Origin of the sequence: Streptomyces sp. NPDC029526 (assembly GCF_040637405.1) — a bacterium.
Taxonomy (GTDB): domain Bacteria; phylum Actinomycetota; class Actinomycetes; order Streptomycetales; family Streptomycetaceae; genus Streptomyces.
In genome coordinates, this window is sequence record NZ_JBEZWE010000002.1 from 1,188,716 (window position 1) to 1,208,852 (window position 20,137).

The following is a 20,137-nucleotide window of genomic DNA, read 5'->3' on the forward strand; positions in this document are numbered from 1 at the left end:
GGTCGGTCGCTCCCAATCGGTTCCGTGGCGTTCGGTGGGGTAGACCCGAGGCCGGGACGGAACTCATCGGTCGCCGGGGATCTTTTTCCGGGAACACGCCCCCTCCGATGCGGTCAGATCCGTCCCGGCCCGACTCGGTCCGACCCGACTGACCCGCTCCGCTCCGACCCGACCCGACCGACCCGATCCGGCCGACCCGCTCCGATCCGATCCGGTCGAGGGGCCGGACGGGCCGCCCGGTGGCCCCGGGAACCGGGCCGGCGGCACCGCGGGTCACGTCACGCCGACCGGCCGGAGGGCGGGCCGGCGTCACCCGCCGCACGCCCCCGGCCGGCCGGTGGACCGACGGACTCAGCGGGTCAGCGGGTCAGCGGCAGCGCGGACACCTGCGCCACGACCACGGTCAGCGGGCCGAACAGGGCCAGCAGCGCCCCGGCCCGCAGGGCCGCGGCCCTGCGCAGCGTCGCCGGGGGCGCACCGAGCAGCAGCAGCGCGGCCGTGGTGTCGGCGCGGTCCTGACGGGCCTCGACGGCCGCTGTCAGCAGGGTCGCCACCGTGCAGCCGGTGACCAGGGCCGCCCCGAGCACCGTGAGCGGGCCGATGGCCCCGGCCTCCGGGTAGCGCAGCGCCGCCATGGCGTACGTGGCCGCGGTGACCGCGCAGACCACGCCCAGCGGGCGGCCGATGCGGGTGGCCTCCGCCATCAGGACCCGCCCGGCCAGCAGCCGCAGGGCGCCGGGCCGGGCCGTCTGCAGGAGCCGTCCGCACAGGTGGGTGAGGCCGGGGCCGGCCAGGGCGAGCCCGATCGCGGCGAGCACCAGGCCCACCAGGGCGCCGGGACGGTCACCGGGCGTGCCGCCGGAGCCCGACGGGCTGGTGAGGGCCTCCACGGCCAGCCCCATGGCCAGCACCGCGATGCCCCACGGCAGTCCGGACGGGGCGGCGAGCGGGGTGGCCGGCGGGATGCCCGCGGCGGTCCCGGCGTCCGCACTGCCGGTGTCACCGGCCACGGCGGCGGCCCCGGCCGGCTGCTCCTGACCCGGTACCGGGGTCGTGCCCTCCGGCGCCGTCCCGGCCGTGGACGTGGCGTCCAGGGCCTGTGCCGTGCCGGCGGGCTGGGGGAGGCGGCCGGCCGTCACCAGGTGCTTGCCGAAGCGGCCGTACGCCCCGAAGGTCTCCCGCTGGGCGGTGCGCGCGTACGCCCCGAACCGTCCGAAGCCGCGCGCTCCCGTCGCCGCCGGAGCCGGTTCCTCGCGCGGGCGCAGGGCCATCGCGACCGCGGCCGACGCGGTCAGCGGCACCAGGGCCAGCAGCGTGAGGGTGGCCGGGACCGGCAGGGGCTGCCCGGCGGCCAGGAAGTCGCCGTCGCCGACGACGGGGACACCGGTGAGGTCGCCGCGCAGGTGCAGGAAGACCAGGAGCGCCACCAGCGAGCCGGCCGTGCAGGACAGGACCGTGGTGGCGGCCGAGACGAGCATCAGACGGGCCGGGCCGAGCCCGACCGCCGACAGGCCCGGACGGGGCCGGGTGCCCGGGTCGGTCCGGGCCACGGCGATCGCGAGGTACACCGTGGCCGCGAGCGGGGCGGCGCACCAGGCGAGGCGCAGCGCCGAGGCGGGGGGTTCGGCGGTGTGGCCCAGCGCGTGGCCGAGCGCGCACAGGAGCAGGAAGCCGGTGCCCGCCGAGGCCGCCGCGACCAGCAGGCGGCGCAGGTGGACGGCGGGATGGGCGCCGCGGGTCAGACGGAGAGCGAGCACGCGGCCCGGCCTTCCGCCTCGGTGGTGCCGGAGACCGGCGGCAGGTGCACGGTCCGCACGCGGCGCCCGTCGAGCAGGGACACCGTGCGGTCGGCGAGGGCCGCGGTGTCCGGGTCGGAGGTCGCCAGGACCACGGTGATGCCGTGCGAGCGGGCCGCCGTGGTCAGGGTGCGCAGCACGTGCCGTCGGTCGGCGCGGTGCAGCGGCGCGGTCGGTTCGTCGGCGAACAGCACGGTGGGGGCGGGGGCGAGGGCCCGGGCGATGCAGACCCGCTGCCGCTCCGCGTGCACCAGGTCCGCCGGGTGCCGGCGGGACCTGTCGCCGACGTCGAGGCGTTCCAGCCATTCCAGGGCGGCCGTCTTGGCGCGGCGCCGCCCGACACCGCGCAGCATCAGGGGCAGCGCCGCGTTCTCCCACACATTCAGCTCGGGGACCAGGACCGGGGCGGGGTCGATCCATCCGAAGCGCTCGCGGCGCAGCCGTTCGCGGGCCACCGGGCCGAGGGTGTGCACGGGACCGCTGTTGAACCAGACCTCTCCGCTGTGCACGGGCACCAGGCCGGACAGGCAGCGCAGCAGGGTCGTCTTGCCGCTTCCGCGCGGTCCGCCGACGGCGAGGATCTCGCCCTCCCGGACGCCGAGCGAGACCCCGCTCAGCCCGGGGGAGCCGTCGTTGTGCCGGTAGTGCAGGGCGCGCGCCCAGAGCACGTCGTTGTCCGGTGGGGCCACCATGGCGTACACCTCGGTTCGGATCGGAAATGCCGTGCGCGGTTCGGGAAATCCCCCGTGCGGGGGAACGAAACGCGGGGCCGATCGGTCACTGGCACGCTAGGCAGGCGACGCGGGGAGGCCGGACAGCACGCGGCCCCGGGCCTCCGTTTCTCACTCGAACGGGGGGCTCCGGGGCCGGTGTTGATCATCCAAAGGGAAGATCACAACCTCGGACGGCGTACGGTTCCCGACCGCAGCCTCCGGCTACAGCTTCGTCCACGCCTCCGTGAGCGTCGCGCGCAGGATCTGCTCGATCTCGTCGAACGTCTCCTGGTTCGAGATCAGCGGCGGCGCGAGCTGGACGACGGGGTCACCGCGGTCGTCGGCACGGCAGTACAGGCCGTTCTCGAACAGCTTCTTGGAGAGGAAGCCGTACAGGACGCGCTCGGTCTCCTCGGCGTCGAAGGACTCCTTGGTGGCCTTGTCCTTGACCAGTTCGATGCCGTAGAAGAAGCCGTTGCCTCGGACGTCGCCGACGATCGGCAGGTCGAGCAGCTTCTCCAGGGTGGCGCGGAAGGCGCCCTCGTTGTCCAGCACGTGCTGGTTGAGGCCCTCGCGCTCGAACAGGTCGAGGTTGGCCAGGCCGACCGCGGCCGAGACGGGGTGGCCGCCGAAGGTGTAGCCGTGCAGGAAGGTGTTGTCGCCCGAGTAGAACGGCTCGGCCAGCCGGTCGGAGATGACGCAGGCGCCGATGGGGGAGTAGCCCGAGGTCATGCCCTTGGCGCAGGTGATCATGTCCGGGACGTAACCGAACTTGTCGCAGGCGAAGGTGGTGCCCAGGCGGCCGAAGGCGCAGATGACCTCGTCCGAGACGAGCAGCACGTCGTACTGGTCGCAGATCTCGCGGACCCGCTGGAAGTAGCCGGGCGGGGGCGGGAAGCAGCCGCCCGCGTTCTGCACCGGCTCCAGGAAGACCGCGGCGACCGTGTCCGGGCCCTCGAAGAGGATCTGCTGCTCGATCTGGTCGGCGGCCCAGCGGCCGAAGGCCTCCGGGTCGTCGCCGTGGATCGGCGCGCGGTAGAGGTTGGTGTTGGGCACCTTGTGGGCGCCCGGCACCAGCGGCTCGAACGGGGCCTTCAGAGCGGGCAGTCCGGTGATGGACAGGGCGCCCTGCGGGGTGCCGTGGTAGGCCACCGCACGCGAGATGACCTTGTACTTGGTCGGCTTGCCGGTGAGCTTGAAGTACTGCTTGGCCAGCTTCCAGGCGGTCTCGACCGCCTCGCCGCCACCGGTGGTGAAGAAGACCTTGTTCAGGTCGCCCGGCGCCTCGTGGGCGAGCCGCTCCGCCAGTTCCACGGCCTTGGGGTGGGCGTAGGACCAGATCGGGAAGAAGGCCAGTTCCTGCGCCTGCTTCAGGGCGGTCTCGGCGAGTTCGGTGCGGCCGTGTCCGGCCTGGACGACGAACAGGCCGGCGAGACCGTCGAGGTACCGCTTGCCCTGGTCGTCGTAGATGTGGGTGCCCTCACCGCGGACGATGGTGGGGACGGGCGCGTTCTCGTACGAGGACATGCGGGTGAAGTGCATCCACAGGTGGTCGTACGCGGACCGGCTGAGGTCCTTGGGGCTGTCGCTGCTCACGATTATCGGGTTCCCCACATGTAGGTCTGCTTCTTGAGCTTGAGGTAGACGAAGCTCTCGGTGGAGCGCACGCCGGGCACGGCCCGGATGCGTTTGTTGATGACCTCCAGGAGGTGGTCGTCGTCCTCGCAGACGATCTCGACCATGAGGTCGAACGAGCCCGCGGTCATCACCACGTACTCGCACTCGGACATCGCGGCCAGCGCGTCGGCGGCGGCGTCCACGTCGCCCTCGACGTTGACACCGACCATCGCCTGGCGGCGGAAGCCCACGGTGAGCGGGTCCGTGACGGCGACGATCTGCATCACGCCCTGGTCGAGCAGCTTCTGCACCCGCTGGCGCACCGCCGCCTCCGACAGGCCCACGGCCTTGCCGATGGCGGCGTACGGCCTGCGGCCGTCCTCCTGCAGCTGCTCGATGATGGCGAGGGAGACGGCGTCCAGCTGGGGACCGCCGCCGTTCTTGGACTCACGGGAGTCCCTCGGTTCTGCGCTTCGACTGGCCACGGGGTCACTGTGCACGACGTCTCGACAGTTTCGCAAGGCTCGATCGATGAAATTCGTTGTTGCGGGCTCGTCATCGTGCGGATTTCGCAGATGCCGGGCGGTCGGGGGTGTTGAAAACGTCAGGTGTCGGACTAGGGTGGGTGTCTCAGAGGTTGGACACCTCGGACAACGACCAGGAGCACCAGGAGGGCTTGCAGTGAGCACCGAGCTGCGTCGTCTGCGCAACTACATCGGCGGTGAGTTCCGGGACGCCGCCGACGGACGGACCACCGAGGTGGTCAACCCCGCGACGGGCGAGGCCTACGCGACCGCTCCGCTGTCGGGCCAGGCGGACGTCGACGCCGCCATGGCCGCCGCCGCCGAGGCCTTCCCCGGCTGGCGGGACACCACCCCGGCCGAGCGCCAGAAGGCCCTGCTGAAGATCGCCGACGCCTTCGAGGAGCGGGCCGAGGAACTCATCGCGGCCGAGGTGGAGAACACGGGCAAGCCCATCGGGCTGACCCGCACCGAGGAGATCCCGCCGATGGTCGACCAGATCCGCTTCTTCGCGGGTGCGGCGCGGATGCTGGAGGGCAAGGGCGCCGGCGAGTACATGGAGGGCCTGACCTCCTTCGTGCGCCGCGAGCCGGTGGGCGTCTGCGCCCAGGTCGCGCCCTGGAACTACCCGATGATGATGGCCGTGTGGAAGTTCGCCCCGGCGATCGCCGCCGGCAACACGGTCGTCCTGAAGCCGTCGGACACCACCCCGGCCTCCACCGTGCTGCTCGCCGAGATCCTCGGCTCGGTGCTGCCCAAGGGCGTCTTCAACGTGGTCTGCGGCGACCGCGACACCGGCCGCCTGATGGTCGAGCACCCCACCCCGGCGATGGCCTCCATCACCGGGTCGGTGCGCGCGGGCATGTCGGTGGCCGAGTCCGCCTCCAAGGACCTCAAGCGGGTCCACCTGGAGCTGGGCGGCAAGGCCCCGGTCGTCGTCTTCGAGGACACCGACATCGCCAAGGCCGTCGAGGGCATCTCCGAGGCGGGCTTCTTCAACGCCGGCCAGGACTGCACGGCCGCCACCCGCGTCCTCGTGCACGAGTCGATCCACGACGAGTTCGTCTCCCAGCTCGCCAAGGCCGCCGCCGACATCAAGACCGGCATGCCCGACGACGAGGACGTCCTCTACGGCCCGCTGAACAACCCGAACCAGCTCAAGCAGGTCGAGGGCTTCATCGAGCGGCTGCCCGCCCACGCCCGGGTGGAGGCCGGCGGCAAGCGCGTCGGTGACCGGGGCTACTTCTACGCGCCGACCGTCGTCTCGGGCCTGAACCAGGACGACGAGATCATCCAGAAGGAGGTCTTCGGCCCGGTCATCACCGTCCAGCGCTTCACCGACGAGGACCAGGCCGTCGAGTACGCCAACGGCGTCGAGTACGCGCTGGCCTCCTCGGTGTGGACCAAGGACCACTCCCGCGCGATGCGGATGTCCCGCAGGCTCGACTTCGGCTGCGTGTGGATCAACACCCACATCCCGCTGGTCGCGGAGATGCCGCACGGCGGCTTCAAGAAGTCCGGCTACGGCAAGGACCTCTCGGCGTACGGCTTCGAGGACTACACGCGCATCAAGCACGTGATGACGTCGCTGGACGCCTGACGCTTCGCGGGCGCCGTCGCACGACTGCCCCGGGCCGCACGGACGCGGCCCGGGGCAGTCGCGCGGGTGGCCGCAGCCGCGTCGCTGCCGCGACCGTGGCACGGGTGGCGGCCGAAGCCGGGCGCTGGACGCCGTCCCGGGCGGGGCGGGCCCGGCCGCTCTCCCGTCGCCCCTCCGGGCACGGCGCCCGGCGCCGGACGCGGCCCTACCGGCGCCGTCCCCGCCGTCCCGGCCGTTGCGGGGTGTCCCGCAGGGCGCACAGCACGTCGACGCGGTTGGTGGTGACGGAGTCGACGCCGAGGGCGAGAAGGCGGCGCATGGCGCGGCGGGTGTCCGGGGTCCAGGCGGAGAGCAGCAGGCCGTCGGCGTGCACGCGGTCGGCCAGGGCGCGGTCGACCAGGCCGAAGCGGTAGTTCAGCCAGCGCGGCCGGATCGCCTCGACCAGGGCCGGGCGGGGCGGTGCCGCGGTGGTGCGGGTGAGCGCGATCTCGGCCGACGGGTCGGCGGCCCGGAGGGTCAGCATCGTGGCGGCGCCCGCGCAGTAGTACACGCGCTCCCGCGCGTCACAGGCCCGCACGACGTCGACGACCCGGCGCACCGACCGCAGGTCCGGGGAGCCGGGGAGGTCGATCAGGACCCGGTGGCCGTCGGTCGCCGCGAGCGCGTCGGCCAGCGCCGGCACGCCGTCACCGGTCAGGCCGCGCACCTCGTCCCGGGACAGGGCCGCGAGCGGCCGTTCGCGCTGCCACAGCCGCTGGAGCGTCGCGTCGTGCAGCAGGACCGGCACGCCGTCGCGGGTCAGGCGGACGTCGACCTCCACCGCGTCGGCACCCCGCCGGAGCGCCGACCGCAGGGAGGCGAGGGTGTTCTCGCGGACCCGGTACGGGTCACCGCGGTGCGCGACGGCCCGGACGCGCCGACCGGGAACGGACGGCTCCGGCTCGGACGCCTTCGCCGGGCCGGACGGCTCCGGGCCGGACGGCTCCGGGGCGGACAGCTCCGCTCCGGACGGGCGCGCGGGGCCGGACGGCTGCGGCTCGGACGGTTTCGCGGCGGCGGTCAACGGGCGAGCCACGACGCGGTGAAGCTGTCGATCTCGGCCGCCAGGGCCGCCTTGCCCGCCGGGTCGAGGAAGGACGCCTCGACCGCGTTCTTCGCCAGTCCGGCCACGCCCCGCTCGTCCAGGTCCAGCAGCCGGGCGGCGACCGCGTACTCGTTGTTCAGCGACGTGCCGAACATCGGCGGGTCGTCGGAGTTGACGGTGACCAGCACCCCGGCCCGGACGAACTCCTTGATCGGGTGCTCGTCGAGGTCGGTCACCGCCCGGGTGGCGATGTTGGAGGTCGGGCAGACCTCCAGGGCGATGCGGTGCTCGGCCAGGTGCCGCAGCAGCTCCGGGTCCCGGGCGGAACTGGTGCCGTGCCCGATGCGCTCGGCCCCCAGCTCGTTCAGGGCGTCCCACACCGTCTGCGGCCCGGTGGTCTCGCCGGCGTGCGGCACCGAACGCAGTCCGGCGGCGCGGGCACGGTCGAAGTAGGGCTTGAACTGGGGCCGGGGCACCCCGATCTCCGGGCCGCCCAGCCCGAAGGAGACCAGGCCCTCCGGGCGCAGCCGGTCGTCGGTGGCCAGCCGGGTGGTCTCCTCGGCCGCCTCCAGACCCGCTTCACCGGGGATGTCGAAGCACCAGCGCAGCACGGTCCCGAACTCGCTCTCGGCCGCCTTGCGGGCGTCCTCGATGGCGTCCATGAAGGCCCGCTCGTCGATCCCGCGCCGGGTGGACGAGAACGGTGTGATCGTCAGCTCGGCGTACCGCACCTGCTGGCGCGCCAGCTCCCGTGCCACCTCGTACGTCAGCAGCCGGACGTCCTCCGGTGTGCGCACGAGGTCGACGACCGACAGGTACACGTCGATGAAGTGGGCGAAGTCGGTGAACGTGAAGTACTCCGCCAGCGCCTCCGGGTCGACGGGGACCGCGGAGTCCGGGTGCCGGGCGGCCAGCTCGGAGACGATCCGCGGGGAGGCGGAGCCGACGTGGTGGACGTGCAGTTCGGCCTTGGGCAGACCCGCGATGAAGTCCTTCAGATCGCGGGGGACGCGCGGCTCGACGAGATGTTCGATCAAGGGGGCCCTCCCCGGGGACGGCGCCCCGGACCACGACGGGCGGCGGGGCGCGGATGATCGGCTGATCGGTGACTCCCGGTCATCGTAGGCGGGGGGGGGGAGGCCGCCGGGTGCCCCCGGGCGGGGGGTCGCGGAGGGCGCCGTAGCATGGCGGGACGATCGACCAGGGGGGACAACCCAGAATGACGGACGCGACACGGCCCGGCGGTGCTCCGACGGGCGGCAACGACCCCTGGGCTCCGCCGGAGCACAGGACCTCGCTCAGCAAGGGTGAGGGAACGGGAGCCGGGCAGCAGATACCCGGGACGCCGCCCACCGCGGGCGGCCCGGCCGGGGCGCAGCCGCCGTCCGTGCACGACCAGCCCACCGTCGTCTCCATGCCGGCCGCCGGTCCGACGCCACCCGGCGCGACACCGCCCGGCGGCTCGCCGTTCGGTCCCCCCGGGGGCTCGGTGCCGCCCCCGCCGACGGCCCCCACCGGCCCGGGCGCCCCGCTGCCGCCTCCGCCGATGGCGCCCACCGGTCCCGGTGCCGGGATGCCGCCGGGGGCCGCCATGGGTCCCGGCGGCCCTATGCCCCACGGCTATCCCGGCTACCCCGGTTCCCCTCAGGGCTACGGCTGGACCGGCATGCCGCTGCCGCCGCAGAACGGCGCGGGCACCGCGGCGATGGTGCTCGGCATCCTGGCCTGCTGCATGTTCTGCGCGTACGGGGTGATCTCCGTGGTGCTCGGCGTCCTGGCCATCGTCTTCGGCATCAAGGGGCGCAGGAAGGTCGCGGAGGGCCTGGCCGACAACCACGGGCAGGCGCAGGCGGGACTGATCACCGGCATCATCGGCCTCGTCCTGGGGCTCGCCATGGTGGCGCTGTTCGTCGTCCTGATCGTGGTGGGCATCAACAGCGAGGACAGCTACCAGGACGACGACGAGTACTACTACGGCGTGCAGCGCCCGGCGGCCACCGCGCCCGCCGTCCTCTGAGGCAGCCGAGGCAGCCGAGGCAGCCGAGGCATCCGAGACACCTCGGGGCTCTCCAGGCACCCGCGCACGGCGACGACGCGTGCGCCCGACGGGGCCGGCCCGCACGGGACCGGCCCCCGCTGCCGTCGGGGAAGCGACAAGCCGTCGACCGTGAACTCGCGGCCCCCGCGGCGTTGTTGCGGAGCCACAGCCGACGGCGGTCCGGGCCGCCGTTCCCCGCCGCCTCCGCCCGGATCCGCGCCCGCGCTGCCGGGGGGCCCGGCCGCCCCGTCGGCCCGCCCGCGGCCGCCCCGCTCACCCCGCGCGCAGCCGCACCCGGGCCGCCATCAGCGCGAAACCCAGCAGGTTCTCCCCCCGCCAGCGCTCGGGATCGTCCGCCCGCTCGTCGTCCGCCGCGAGCCCGATGCCCCAGATGCGGTCCACCGGACTCGCCTCGACCAGCACCCGGCCGCCCACGCCCGGAGCCGGCGCGGACCCGTCCTGCCCGGCCGTGCCCAGCAGGAACGACCGCAGAGCGGGATCGGCGGCGAACTTGTGCACGCTGCCCTCGACGACGATCCGGAACCGCTCCCGGCGCCACACCTCCTCGTCGAACCCCCGCACCCGGCGGCCCGCCCGCTGCGCGGCCCCCGGGTGGTCCGCGGCCAGGATCTGCCGCTCCGCCTCCCGGTCCCCGAACAACCGGGCCTTTTCGGCCATCATCCAGTGCTCCGCCGTCGCGTACCGCACGCCGTCCACCGTGAACGGCGACGGCCACCACTGGCTCAGGCAGCTCGCCCCGATCCGGCCGTCCGGCAGCGGCCGGTGCCGCCAGAAATGCAGGTACTTCACCCGCGCGCCGTCCCGCAGCGCCTCGATCAGCTGCTGCCGCGAGCCGATCGTCCCCGTCGTCCCGTTCACGGGCGCCCCCCTGCTCTCCTGCCTGCTCCGTGCACGCGAGTCTGACAGCCACCACTGACACTCTGTACGCCCTTTTCCGTGGCGGCTGGACATCTGGTCGACAGATTCCGTCGCGTAACCAAAAGGCAACAACGGAATCACTTGTTGGAGTGCGGTCCCTCTGTCAGGATCGGCACTCAAATCGAGCTGGAGCCACGCCGCCCCCTCTCGGGGACACGGAGGAGAGCGACATGCACAACCCGGGCCACGCCACCCCGGAACGATTTCCGGCCAAGGACCGCTGGGCCGACGGCGCGCAGTTCATCGCCGGACGCCTCACCCGGGGCACCTCGGGCCACACCCACGCGGTCGTCGACCCCGCTACCGGCACCGAGGTCCTCACCTACGAGCTGGCCGGCACCGACGACGTCGACGCGGCCGTCGCCGCCGCGCGCGAGGCGTTCCCCGGCTGGGCCGGCGCCACCCCCGGCGAACGGTCCGACGCGCTGCACCGCTTCGCGGCCGTGGTCGCCGAGCGCGCCGAGGAGTTCGCGCGGGCCGAGTCGCTGCAGTGCGGCAAGCCGCTGAAGCTGAGCCGCGAGTTCGACGTGCCGGGCACCATCGACAACATCGCCTACTTCGCCGGCGCCGCCCGCCACCTCCAGGGCCAGTCGGCCGGCGAGTACTCCGGCGACCACACCTCCTACGTGCGCCGCGAACCCATCGGCGTCGTCGGCTCCATCGCCCCCTGGAACTACCCCCTCCAGATGGCCGCCTGGAAGATCCTCCCGGCGATCGCCGCGGGCAACACCATCGTGCTCAAGCCCGCCGAGCTGACCCCGCTGACCTCGCTGCTCTTCGCGCAGGCCGCCACCGACGCCGGCATCCCGGACGGCGTGGTCAACATCGTCACCGGCACCGGCAAGGAGGCCGGGGAGCACCTGGTGAGCCACCCCGACGTGGCCATGACCTCCTTCACCGGCTCCACCGCCGTCGGCAGGCGGGTCGCCGAACTCGCCACCGCCACCGTCAAGCGCATCCACCTCGAACTCGGCGGCAAGGCCCCCTTCGTCGTCTTCGACGACGCCGACCTCGACGCAGCCGTCAACGGCGCGGTCGCCGGGGCGCTCATCAACACCGGCCAGGACTGCACCGCCGCCACCCGCGCCTACGTGCAGCGCCCCCTCTACGAGGAGTTCGTCGAACGGACGGTCGCCCTGATGGAGTCGGTGCGCCTCGGCGACCCCTTCGCCCCCGGCACCGACCTCGGGCCGCTGATTTCGCACGTCCAGCGCGAACGGGTGGCCGGGTTCGTCGACCGGGCGCGCGGCTACGCCCGGGTCGTGACCGGCGGCGAAGCACCTCTGGGCGAACTGGCGGACGGCGCGTACTATCGCCCCACTCTCGTCGCGGACGCCCCGCAGGACAGCGAGATCGTGCAGTCGGAGATCTTCGGCCCGGTCCTGGTGGTCCTGCCGTTCGACAGCGACGACGAGGGGCTCGCGCTGGCCAACGACACCCCCTACGGGCTCGCCGCCTCCGCCTGGAGCCGGGACGTGTACCGGACGGGACGGGCCACCCGCGAGATCAAGGCGGGATGCGTGTGGATCAACGACCACATCCCGATCATCAGCGAGATGCCGCACGGCGGCTACAAGGCGTCCGGCTTCGGCAAGGACATGTCCGCGTACTCCTTCGAGGAGTACACGCAGGTCAAGCACGTCATGTTCGACAACACGGCGGTGGTCCGCAAGGACTGGCACCGCACGATCTTCGGGGACCGATAGCAGCCTGGCCGCCCGACCCGCGGCCCCCTCCCGAAAGGGCACCACGCGCATGGAGCAGTACGAGCCCGACCGCCTCTCCCCGGCCCAGGTGGCCGCCATGCGGCGCAGCTTCCGCAACGGCCGGGCCTCCCTGACCCGCCGTTCCCTGCTGCGCGCCTCCGCCGGCGGCGCACTCGCGATCGGCGGCGCCGGGGCGCTCGGCGCCTGCGGCATCCCCGCGGCCGGGAACACCGAGGGCGGCGTCTCGGCGGAGGACCACTCGGCGAAGGAGAAGAGCGTCAACTTCTCCAACTGGACCGAGTACATGGACGTCGACGACAGCGGGCGGAACCACCCGACGCTGGACGCGTTCACCCGGCGCACCGGCATCAAGGTCAAGTACACCGAGGACATCAACGACAACACCGAGTTCTTCGGGAAGATCAAGCCGCAGATGGCCGCGGGTCAGGACACCGGGCGCGACATCATCGTGCTCACCGACTGGCTGGCCGCCCGCCTGATCCGGCTCGGCTGGGTGCAGAAGCTGGACCCGGCGAACCTGCCGCACGCCTTCACCAACCTCTCGGCGCAGTTCCGCAACCCCGACTGGGACCCCGGACGCGCCTACTCCTACCCCTGGCAGGGCATCTCCACCGTCCTCGCCTACAACAAGAAGGCGCTCGACGGCGTCGAGGTGAAGACCCTCTCCGACCTGCTGGACAACCCGAAGCTGAAGGGCCGGGTCGGACTGCTCACCGAGATGCGCGACACCGTCGGGATGACGCTGCTGGACATGGGCAAGGACCCGGCGAAGTTCACCGCCGACGACTACGACGCGGCGATCGCGCGGTTGCAGAAGGCCGTCGACAAGAGCCAGATCCGCCGCTTCACCGGCAACGACTACACCGCCGACCTCACCAAGGGCGACATCGCCGCCTGCCTGGCCTGGGCCGGCGACATCGTGCAGCTCAAGGCGGACAACCCGGACATCGAGTTCCTGATCCCGGACAGCGGCTACATGACGTCCAGCGACAACATGCTGATCCCGAACAAGGCCCGCCACAAGACCAACGCCGAACGGCTCATCGACTACTACTTCGAGCCGAAACCGGCCGCCGAACTCGCCGCCTACATCAACTTCGTCTGCCCGGTCGAGGGCGTGAAGGACGAGCTCGCCAAGCTGGACGAGGACGCGGCGAACAACCCGCTGATCCTCCCCGACAAGGCCATGCAGGCCAAGTCCCGTGCCTTCCGCTCGCTGAGCTCCGAGGAAGAGACGGCGTTCGAAGAGAAGTTCGCGAAGCTGACGGGGGCGTGACCAGATGAAGACCACCCACGACACCACGGGCCACGGCGGCGACGTCCGCCTCACCGGCATCAGCAAGACCTACGGCGCCTTCACCGCCGTCCACCCGCTCGACCTCACCGTCCCGCAGGGCTCCTTCTTCGCCCTGCTCGGCGCCTCCGGCTGCGGCAAGACCACCACCCTGCGGATGATCGCCGGGCTGGAGGAGCCCTCGGCGGGCACCGTCCACCTCGGCGACCAGGACGTCACGGCGCTCCCGCCGTACAAGCGCCCGGTGAACACCGTCTTCCAGTCCTACGCGCTCTTCCCGCACCTCGACATCTTCGAGAACGTCGCCTTCGGCCTGCGCCGGCGCGGCATCAAAAGCGTGAAGAAGCAGGTCGAGGAGATGCTGGAGCTGGTCCAGCTCGGCGAGCAGGCCCGCAAGAAGCCGCACCAGCTCTCCGGCGGTCAGCAGCAGCGCGTCGCCGTCGCCCGCGCCCTGATCAACCACCCCAGGGTGCTGCTGCTCGACGAACCGCTCGGCGCCCTCGACCTGAAGCTGCGCCGCCAGATGCAGCTGGAGCTCAAGCGGATCCAGACCGAGGTCGGCATCACCTTCGTGCACGTCACGCACGACCAGGAGGAGGCCATGACCATGGCCGACACCGTGGCCGTGATGAACGCCGGCCGGGTCGAGCAGCTGGGCGCGCCCACCGAGCTGTACGAGAACCCGCGGACCACCTTCGTCGCCAACTTCCTCGGCACCTCCAACTTCATCGAGGCCGAGGTCGACTCGCGCAGCGGCGACGACATCGTGCTGAAGGCGGGCGGCGGCAAGCTGGTCCTGCCCCAGGCCCGCAGCAGCGCGGCCACCACGGCCGGCGGAAAGGTGCTGGTCGGGGTGCGCCCGGAGAAGATCTCCCTCACCCACGCCGACGACGCCGGGGAGATACCCGAGGGCCGCAACCGCATCACCGGCAGGATCGCCGACTCCAGCTTCATCGGCGTCTCCACGCAGTTCGTCGTCGACAGCCCCGTCTGCACCGACTTCGAGGTCTACGTGCAGAACATCGACCGCGACGCCCGGCTGGTGCCCGGCGCCGAGGTGGTCCTGCACTGGAACCCGGCCCACACCTTCGGCCTGGACGCCGCACAGGACATCGACGCCGGGGTGGAGACCGTCGAGGAAGAGGTCGCCTGATGGCCGCGGTCACCCAGGCGCCACCGGTGGCGCCCGCCCCCGAACGGAAACCACCCCGCAAACGGGGCCGCTGGACGCCGTACCTGCTCCTGCTGCCCGGACTGCTGTGGCTGGTCGTCTTCTTCGCCCTGCCGGTGATCTACCAGGCGTCCACGTCCGTCCAGACCGGCTCCCTGGAGGAGGGCTACCGGGTCACCTGGCACTTCGCCACCTACTGGGACGCCCTGTCCGAGTACTGGCCGCAGTTCGTCCGCTCCGTCGCCTACGCGGCCTCCGCCACCGTGCTGTGCCTGCTGCTCGGTTACCCGCTGGCGTACCTGATCGCCTTCCGCGCGGGACGCTGGCGGAACCTGATCATGATCCTGGTGATCGCGCCGTTCTTCACCAGTTTCCTCATCCGCACCCTCGCCTGGAAGACGATCCTCGCCGACGGCGGACCGGTGGTCGGCGCCCTGGACGCGCTGCACGTCCTGGACGTCACCGCCTGGCTCGGCTGGACGGCCGGCGACCGGGTGCTCGCCACCCCGCTGGCGGTCGTCTGCGGTCTGACGTACAACTTCCTGCCGTTCATGATCCTGCCGCTCTACACCTCGCTGGAGCGCATCGACCCCCGCCTGCACGAGGCGGCGAACGACCTCTACGCCAAGCCCTCCACGACCTTCCGCAAGGTCACCTTCCCGCTGTCGATGCCGGGCGTGGTCTCCGGCACGCTGCTCACCTTCATCCCGGCGACCGGCGACTACATCAACGCGGACCTCCTCGGCTCGACCGAGACCCGCATGGTCGGCAACGTCATCCAGTCCCAATTCCTGCGGATCCTCGACTATCCGACGGCCGCGGCCCTCTCCTTCATCCTGATGGCCGCGATCCTCTTCATGGTCACCTTCTACATCCGCAGGTCCGGCACGGAGGATCTGGTTTAACAATGGCCTTCGTCACCTGGCTCAAGCGCCACCTCGTCGTGATCGCGGGACTGCTCACCCTCGCGTACCTGCTGCTGCCCAACGTCGTCGTCACCGTCTTCTCCTTCAACAACCCCAAGGGACGCTTCAACTACGAGTGGCAGGAGTTCTCCACCGACGCCTGGCGGGACCCCTGCGGGGTCTCCGGCATGTGCGCCTCGCTGTCGCTCAGCCTCCAGATCGCGCTGTGGGCGACCCTCGGCGCGACCCTGCTGGGCACGCTGATCGCCTTCGCCCTGGTCCGCTACCGGTTCCGGGCCCGGGGCGCGGTCAACTCGCTGATCTTCCTGCCGATGGCGATGCCCGAGGTCGTCATGGCGGCCTCGCTGCTGACCCTGTTCCTCAACATGGGCGCGCAGCTCGGCTTCTGGACGATCCTGATCGCCCACATCATGTTCTGCCTCAGCTTCGTCGTGGTCGCCGTCAAGGCGCGGGTGATGTCGATGGACCCGAGGCTGGAACAGGCCGCCCAGGACCTGTACGCCGGACCGTTCCAGACCTTCTGGCGCATCACCCTGCCGATCGCCGCCCCCGGCATCGCGGCCGGCGCGCTGCTCGCCTTCGCCCTGTCCTTCGACGACTTCATCATCACCAATTTCAACGCCGGCTCGACCGTCACCTTCCCGATGTTCGTCTGGGGCTCCGCGCAGCGCGGCACCCCCGTGCAGATCAACGTCATCGGGACGGCCATGTTCGTCGTCGCCGTCCTGCTGGTGCTGGTCTCCATGGCTGTCGGTAACCGGCGCAAGCGGCAGAAGGCGTGACCACCGCAAGCGGCAGAAGCGTGACCGCCGTACCGGCGTCAGCAGGAACACCGCACCTCTCGTAGGGAGTTGACATCATGGCCTCAGCCGCCATGAGCCGTTGGACCCAGTCCCTCTCCGAGGCCCGGCCGGCCGCGTACTGGCTGGACGACCCCGGCCGGCCGGACCCCGAGCCCGCCCTCACCGGCAGCGAGACCTGCGACCTGCTGGTCGTCGGCGGCGGCTACAGCGGGCTGTGGACCGCGCTGCTCGCCAAGGAGCGCGACCCCGGCCGGGACGTGGTGCTGCTGGAGGGCCGCGAGGTCGGGTGGGCCGCCTCCGGCCGCAACGGCGGCTTCTGCGCCGCCTCCCTCACCCACGGCCTGCCCAACGGCCTGACCCGCTGGCCGGACGAGATCCACCGCCTGGAGGAGCTGGGCGCCCGCAACCTCGACGCCATCGAGGAGACGGTCGCCCGCTACGCCATCGACTGCGACTTCGAACGCACCGGCGAACTCGACGTCGCCACCGAGCCGTACCAGGCCCGCGAACTGCGCGCCTGGTACGAGGAGATCGACCGGGCGGGCCTCGCCGACGGCATCGAGTTCCTGGACACCGACGCGGTCCGGGAACAGGTCGACTCACCCACCTTCCACGCCGGCCTCTGGGACCGCCGGGGCGTGGCCATGCTCCACCCGGCCAAGCTGGCCTGGGGCCTCAAGCGCGCCTGCCTGGACCTCGGCGTCCGCGTGTACGAGCACACGCCCGCCCTCGACCTGAGGCAGGTTGGCGCCGGCATGGGCGTGCGCACCCCGTACGGACGCGTCCGCTCCCGCCGGGTCGCCCTCGGCACCAACGTCTTCCCCAGCCTGGTCCGACGGATCCGCCCGTACACCGTGCCGGTCTACGACTACGCCCTGATGACCGAGCCCCTGACCGACGCCCAACTGGCCTCGATCGGCTGGAAGAACCGGCAGGGCCTCGGCGACAGCGCCAACCAGTTCCACTACTTCCGACTCTCCGCCGACCACCGGATCCTGTGGGGCGGCTACGACGCCGTCTACCCCTACGGGGGCCGGGTCCGCGCCGAGTACGACGACCGCCCCGAGACCTACGCCCGCCTCGCCGGCCACTTCTTCACCTGCTTCCCGCAACTGGAGGGCCTGCGCTTCACCCACGCCTGGGGCGGCGCCATCGACACCTGCTCCCGCTTCTCCGCCTTCTTCGGCACCGCCCACGCGGGCCGGGTCGCCTACGCCGCCGGGTACACCGGCCTCGGCGTGGGCGCCACCCGCTTCGGCGCCGAGGTGATGCTGGACCTGCTGGCGGGGGAGCGCACCGAGCGGACGGAACTGGAGATGGTGCGCAGCAAGCCGCTGCCCTTCCCGCCGGAGCCGTTCGCCTGGGCCGGCATCGCCCTCACCAAGTGGTCGCTCGCCCGCGCGGACGCCCGGGAGGGCCGCCGCAACCTCTGGCTGCGCGCGATGGACCGGGTGGGGCTGGGGTTCGACAGCTGACGGCTGGGGGCCCTGACGCCGGGGGCTCCCCCATGCCCCTGCCCGACCGCACCGCGTGCGCGGGGAGGCGGGCCGCCGGGCGACGGGCCGCCCACGGTCGGGACTCAGGGGACCGGGGCGCTCATCACCGTACCGTCGGCGAACGTGAGGAAGTAGGCGCCACCGGACACCAGCGCCGTGGTCGGCTGGGCGCTGCGTCCCTCGTCCAGGGGCCAGTTCCGAACGGTCCCCATCTCCCCTTCCGGCGTTCCGTCGTCGAGGGCGAACGCACGGGCTCCGCCGGACCCGAGGATCAACAGGCGGTCCCCGGCGACGGCCACCGTGTCCCCGGGGCTCCAGGTCACCGCCCACTGCTCCTTTCCGCCGCGCGCATCGACCGCCCGGAGGTACCGGGAGCCCTGCCGGCGGCCGTCCCCCTCGACGACGAGCAGGCCGTCACGGCTCACGGCCTCCGGCGACCGGAGCTCGGACCGGTGCACCTGCCGCAGGGTCCGGGCGTCCACGACGGTGCCGCCGCACACGTCGTAGAGGGCGCCGCGGATGTGCTTCTCGCACACCCAGGGGGCGCTGGCCAGTGTTTTCCCGGTGGCCGGGTCCAGGGTCTGTGTCTTCTGCGTGCCGGTGATCCACACGCGGTCGCCCACGATGTCCAGGTCCAGCGGGAATGCCCAGGGAATCACCCGCTCCCACAACTGGGTACGGTCGTCGGCATCGTACCCGCGGAAGAGCATGTTGCCGGAGTGCCCCGGTCCGGCGCCGCCCGCGTAGGAGACCACGATCCGCCCGTCGTGGACGCGGACGGCCGCCGGGTCGTACCCGGTCCGGCCGGGCAGCCGGGCGACCGGCTCCCCGTCGGACAGGTCCAGCACGTCGAAACCGTCCCCGGCGGCGGCCCGGACGTAGACGTGCTGGTCGTCCAGGCCGAAGTGGCCGACGCCCAGCCGTCCCGAGAGCCCGCCCTCGGCGGGGTAGGTCCACAGCGGGGAGCCCTCGGAGGCGCTTCTCGCCTCCAGCCTGCTCTGTCGTGTCGTCTCGTCGTAGAGGCGGCAGACGAGCACACCGCGGCTGAGCGCGCAGTCGTCCGCCACGCCGGGCGCGTCGAAGGATGCCGCCCAGGGGCGCCAGTCGTCGGGCTGGAGCGTGCGGTCCAGGGCGTCGGGACCGAAGTCGGTCGTCCCGCTGGAGGCCACGGGGGCGGTGCGCGCGGGCGCCGCGGCCGAGGGGCTCCGCGTCCCGCCGCTCTGCCCCGGTGACGCCCCGCCGTTCTCCCCGCCGGGATCGTCGCCCTGGACGAGCAGCAGCGCGGCGGCGATCAGTGTCCCGGACAGAAGCCCCACGCCGGCGGCGAGGCCCAGCCGGCGCAGGCGCGTCCTCGTCGGCCGGCCGGAGCCCTGGAGGCCCGGCTCCGGGCTCTGCCCCGTTCCGGCCTCCCCGGTGGAGGCGGCGACGGCGGCCGGACCCGCCGCCCGGGGTCGTGGGGGAGCCGTCAGTGCGGCGGTCACGGCGGTCTCGTACGCACCGATCAGTTCGCGCACGTGGTCCGGCCAGGGGAAGGGACCCGTGGGCGGTGCCGGGGGGACGCCCGGGCGGTCCGGCGTGGGCGAGGCGTCGAGGGCGCGGATCAGCTCGGCGGTCGTGGGTCTGCGGCCGGGGTCCCGGTGCAGGCAGTCGGATATGGTCCGCCGCAACTCCTCCGGCACCCGGGACAGGTCGGGCCGCCCCTGGGCGATGCGGTGCACGATCGCGGCGAATTCGGTGTCCTCGAACGGCCCGCGGCCGGTCGCGGCGAAGCAGAGCACCGCGCCGAGGCAGAAGACGTCGGACGCACTGCTCACGGACCGGTCGCCCGCGATGTGTTCGGGAGACATGAAGCCCGGTGAGCCGACCATGACCCCGGTCGCGGTGAGCGCGGTCGCGTCGTACGCCTGGGCGATGCCGAAGTCGATCAGCCGAGGCCCGTCGGCGCCGAGGACGATGTTCGCCGGCTTCAGATCCCGGTGGACGAGCCGGGCGCCGTGCACCGCCGCCAGCCCACGGGCCACGGCCGCACCGAGTCCTCGTACCACGGGGACGGGGAGCGGCCCCCGCCCGGCCACCGCCTCGTCGAGCGAGGGCCCGGCGACGTACTGGGTGGCCAGCCACGGCCGTTCCGCTTCCGGAGCGGCGTCGACGAGCGCGGAGACGTACGGTCCGCGGACGGCACGCGCCGCCTCCGCCTCACGCCGGAACCGGACCCGGAAGGCGTCCTCCTGCTCCAGATCGCGGCGGACGGTCTTCAGCGCGACCAGGTCCCCGGCTCCGCCGCCGGCCGGGACGGCGAGATGGACGGTGCCCATGCCACCGGAACCGAGTCCGGCGAGCAGCCGGTACGGGCCGATGTCGTACGGGGCGTCGGCTTCCAGCGGGCGCAGCACGCGGTACCTTTCCGGAACG

Annotated in this window: 16 protein-coding genes; 8 read left to right on the forward strand and 8 right to left on the reverse strand. The window is 72.5% G+C overall.

Annotation, left to right across the window (positions count from 1 at the left end):
* Nucleotides 1-359: 359 nt before the first annotated feature.
* The 4 genes from AB0F01_RS10785 to AB0F01_RS10800 all read right to left on the reverse strand — a co-directional run bounded on the left by AB0F01_RS10785 (nucleotide 360) and on the right by AB0F01_RS10800 (nucleotide 4,626).
* Nucleotides 360-1,757, reverse strand: coding sequence for a hypothetical protein (locus tag AB0F01_RS10785; protein WP_362092356.1), 1,398 nt, complete (start codon nucleotides 1,755-1,757; stop codon nucleotides 360-362).
* Nucleotides 1,739-2,488 (reverse strand): ATP-binding cassette domain-containing protein, encoded by a 750-nt coding sequence (locus AB0F01_RS10790; protein WP_362092358.1) that lies wholly within the window; start codon nucleotides 2,486-2,488, stop codon nucleotides 1,739-1,741. Before AB0F01_RS10790 ends, AB0F01_RS10785 begins: the two co-directional genes overlap by 19 nt.
* A 243-nt stretch (nucleotides 2,489-2,731) precedes the next feature.
* Nucleotides 2,732-4,105, reverse strand: a complete 1,374-nt coding sequence (locus tag AB0F01_RS10795) for an aspartate aminotransferase family protein (RefSeq protein WP_362092361.1) — start codon at nucleotides 4,103-4,105, stop codon at nucleotides 2,732-2,734.
* A 2-nt stretch (nucleotides 4,106-4,107) separates the two neighbouring features.
* The gene (locus tag AB0F01_RS10800) at nucleotides 4,108-4,626 is read right to left on the reverse strand and encodes an Lrp/AsnC family transcriptional regulator (protein WP_362092363.1); all 519 of its coding nucleotides are present in this window, start codon (nucleotides 4,624-4,626) and stop codon (nucleotides 4,108-4,110) included.
* Nucleotides 4,627-4,807: 181 nt separating this feature from the next.
* On the opposite strand from AB0F01_RS10800, the gene AB0F01_RS10805 reads away from it, so the two are divergent.
* Nucleotides 4,808-6,247: a gamma-aminobutyraldehyde dehydrogenase gene (locus tag AB0F01_RS10805; RefSeq protein ID WP_362092365.1), complete on the forward strand. Its 1,440-nt coding sequence runs from the start codon at nucleotides 4,808-4,810 to the stop codon at nucleotides 6,245-6,247.
* Between the two features lie 205 nt (nucleotides 6,248-6,452).
* Here AB0F01_RS10805 and AB0F01_RS10810 read toward each other — a convergent pair whose 3' ends face one another.
* Nucleotides 6,453-7,100 (reverse strand): glycerophosphodiester phosphodiesterase family protein, encoded by a 648-nt coding sequence (locus AB0F01_RS10810; protein ID WP_362092604.1) that lies wholly within the window; start codon nucleotides 7,098-7,100, stop codon nucleotides 6,453-6,455.
* A gap of 206 nt (nucleotides 7,101-7,306) precedes the next feature.
* On the reverse strand, nucleotides 7,307-8,434 hold the full coding sequence (locus AB0F01_RS10815) for an adenosine deaminase (RefSeq protein ID WP_362092606.1): 1,128 nt from the start codon (nucleotides 8,432-8,434) through the stop codon (nucleotides 7,307-7,309).
* A gap of 116 nt (nucleotides 8,435-8,550) precedes the next feature.
* Between AB0F01_RS10815 and AB0F01_RS10820 the strand changes: the two genes are divergently transcribed.
* Nucleotides 8,551-9,348 (forward strand): DUF4190 domain-containing protein, encoded by a 798-nt coding sequence (locus AB0F01_RS10820; protein ID WP_362092368.1) that lies wholly within the window; start codon nucleotides 8,551-8,553, stop codon nucleotides 9,346-9,348.
* A gap of 294 nt (nucleotides 9,349-9,642) precedes the next feature.
* On the opposite strand, the gene AB0F01_RS10825 is transcribed toward AB0F01_RS10820, so the two are convergent.
* A complete protein-coding gene (locus tag AB0F01_RS10825; protein WP_362092371.1) occupies nucleotides 9,643-10,248 on the reverse strand; it encodes an NADAR family protein in 606 nt (201 codons plus the stop codon).
* Nucleotides 10,249-10,478: 230 nt separating this feature from the next.
* Between AB0F01_RS10825 and AB0F01_RS10830 the strand changes: the two genes are divergently transcribed.
* The 6 genes from AB0F01_RS10830 to AB0F01_RS10855 all read left to right on the forward strand — a co-directional run bounded on the left by AB0F01_RS10830 (nucleotide 10,479) and on the right by AB0F01_RS10855 (nucleotide 17,704).
* Complete coding sequence (locus AB0F01_RS10830; RefSeq protein ID WP_362092374.1) at nucleotides 10,479-12,014, forward strand: gamma-aminobutyraldehyde dehydrogenase; 1,536 nt, start codon at nucleotides 10,479-10,481, stop codon at nucleotides 12,012-12,014.
* A 49-nt stretch (nucleotides 12,015-12,063) separates the two neighbouring features.
* Nucleotides 12,064-13,311 carry a spermidine/putrescine ABC transporter substrate-binding protein gene (locus tag AB0F01_RS10835; RefSeq protein ID WP_362092377.1) on the forward strand — a complete coding sequence of 416 codons (1,248 nt, stop codon included), beginning with the start codon at nucleotides 12,064-12,066 and terminating at the stop codon, nucleotides 13,309-13,311.
* A 4-nt stretch (nucleotides 13,312-13,315) separates the two neighbouring features.
* Nucleotides 13,316-14,482 carry an ABC transporter ATP-binding protein gene (locus AB0F01_RS10840; protein WP_362092380.1) on the forward strand — a complete coding sequence of 389 codons (1,167 nt, stop codon included), beginning with the start codon at nucleotides 13,316-13,318 and terminating at the stop codon, nucleotides 14,480-14,482.
* Nucleotides 14,482-15,405, forward strand: coding sequence for an ABC transporter permease (locus tag AB0F01_RS10845; RefSeq protein WP_362092382.1), 924 nt, complete (start codon nucleotides 14,482-14,484; stop codon nucleotides 15,403-15,405). Before AB0F01_RS10840 ends, AB0F01_RS10845 begins: the two co-directional genes overlap by 1 nt.
* Nucleotides 15,406-15,407: 2 nt before the next feature.
* Nucleotides 15,408-16,208: an ABC transporter permease gene (locus AB0F01_RS10850; protein WP_362092385.1), complete on the forward strand. Its 801-nt coding sequence runs from the start codon at nucleotides 15,408-15,410 to the stop codon at nucleotides 16,206-16,208.
* Between the two features lie 77 nt (nucleotides 16,209-16,285).
* The gene (locus AB0F01_RS10855; protein WP_362092387.1) at nucleotides 16,286-17,704 is read left to right on the forward strand and encodes an FAD-dependent oxidoreductase; all 1,419 of its coding nucleotides are present in this window, start codon (nucleotides 16,286-16,288) and stop codon (nucleotides 17,702-17,704) included.
* Nucleotides 17,705-17,808: 104 nt separating this feature from the next.
* On the opposite strand, the gene AB0F01_RS10860 is transcribed toward AB0F01_RS10855, so the two are convergent.
* The gene (locus tag AB0F01_RS10860; RefSeq protein WP_362092390.1) at nucleotides 17,809-20,118 is read right to left on the reverse strand and encodes a protein kinase; all 2,310 of its coding nucleotides are present in this window, start codon (nucleotides 20,116-20,118) and stop codon (nucleotides 17,809-17,811) included.
* Nucleotides 20,119-20,137 lie beyond the last annotated feature (19 nt).

Coding starts and splice junctions, on each gene's coding strand:
- AB0F01_RS10790 (WP_362092358.1), bottom strand. CDS start 2,488: ATGGTGGCCCCACCGGACAACGACGTGCTCTGGGCGCGCGCCCTGCAC.
- AB0F01_RS10820 (WP_362092368.1), top strand. CDS start 8,551: ATGACGGACGCGACACGGCCCGGCGGTGCTCCGACGGGCGGCAACGAC.
- AB0F01_RS10830 (WP_362092374.1), top strand. CDS start 10,479: ATGCACAACCCGGGCCACGCCACCCCGGAACGATTTCCGGCCAAGGAC.
- AB0F01_RS10835 (WP_362092377.1), top strand. CDS start 12,064: ATGGAGCAGTACGAGCCCGACCGCCTCTCCCCGGCCCAGGTGGCCGCC.
- AB0F01_RS10840 (WP_362092380.1), top strand. CDS start 13,316: ATGAAGACCACCCACGACACCACGGGCCACGGCGGCGACGTCCGCCTC.
- AB0F01_RS10845 (WP_362092382.1), top strand. CDS start 14,482: ATGGCCGCGGTCACCCAGGCGCCACCGGTGGCGCCCGCCCCCGAACGG.
- AB0F01_RS10850 (WP_362092385.1), top strand. CDS start 15,408: ATGGCCTTCGTCACCTGGCTCAAGCGCCACCTCGTCGTGATCGCGGGA.
- AB0F01_RS10855 (WP_362092387.1), top strand. CDS start 16,286: ATGGCCTCAGCCGCCATGAGCCGTTGGACCCAGTCCCTCTCCGAGGCC.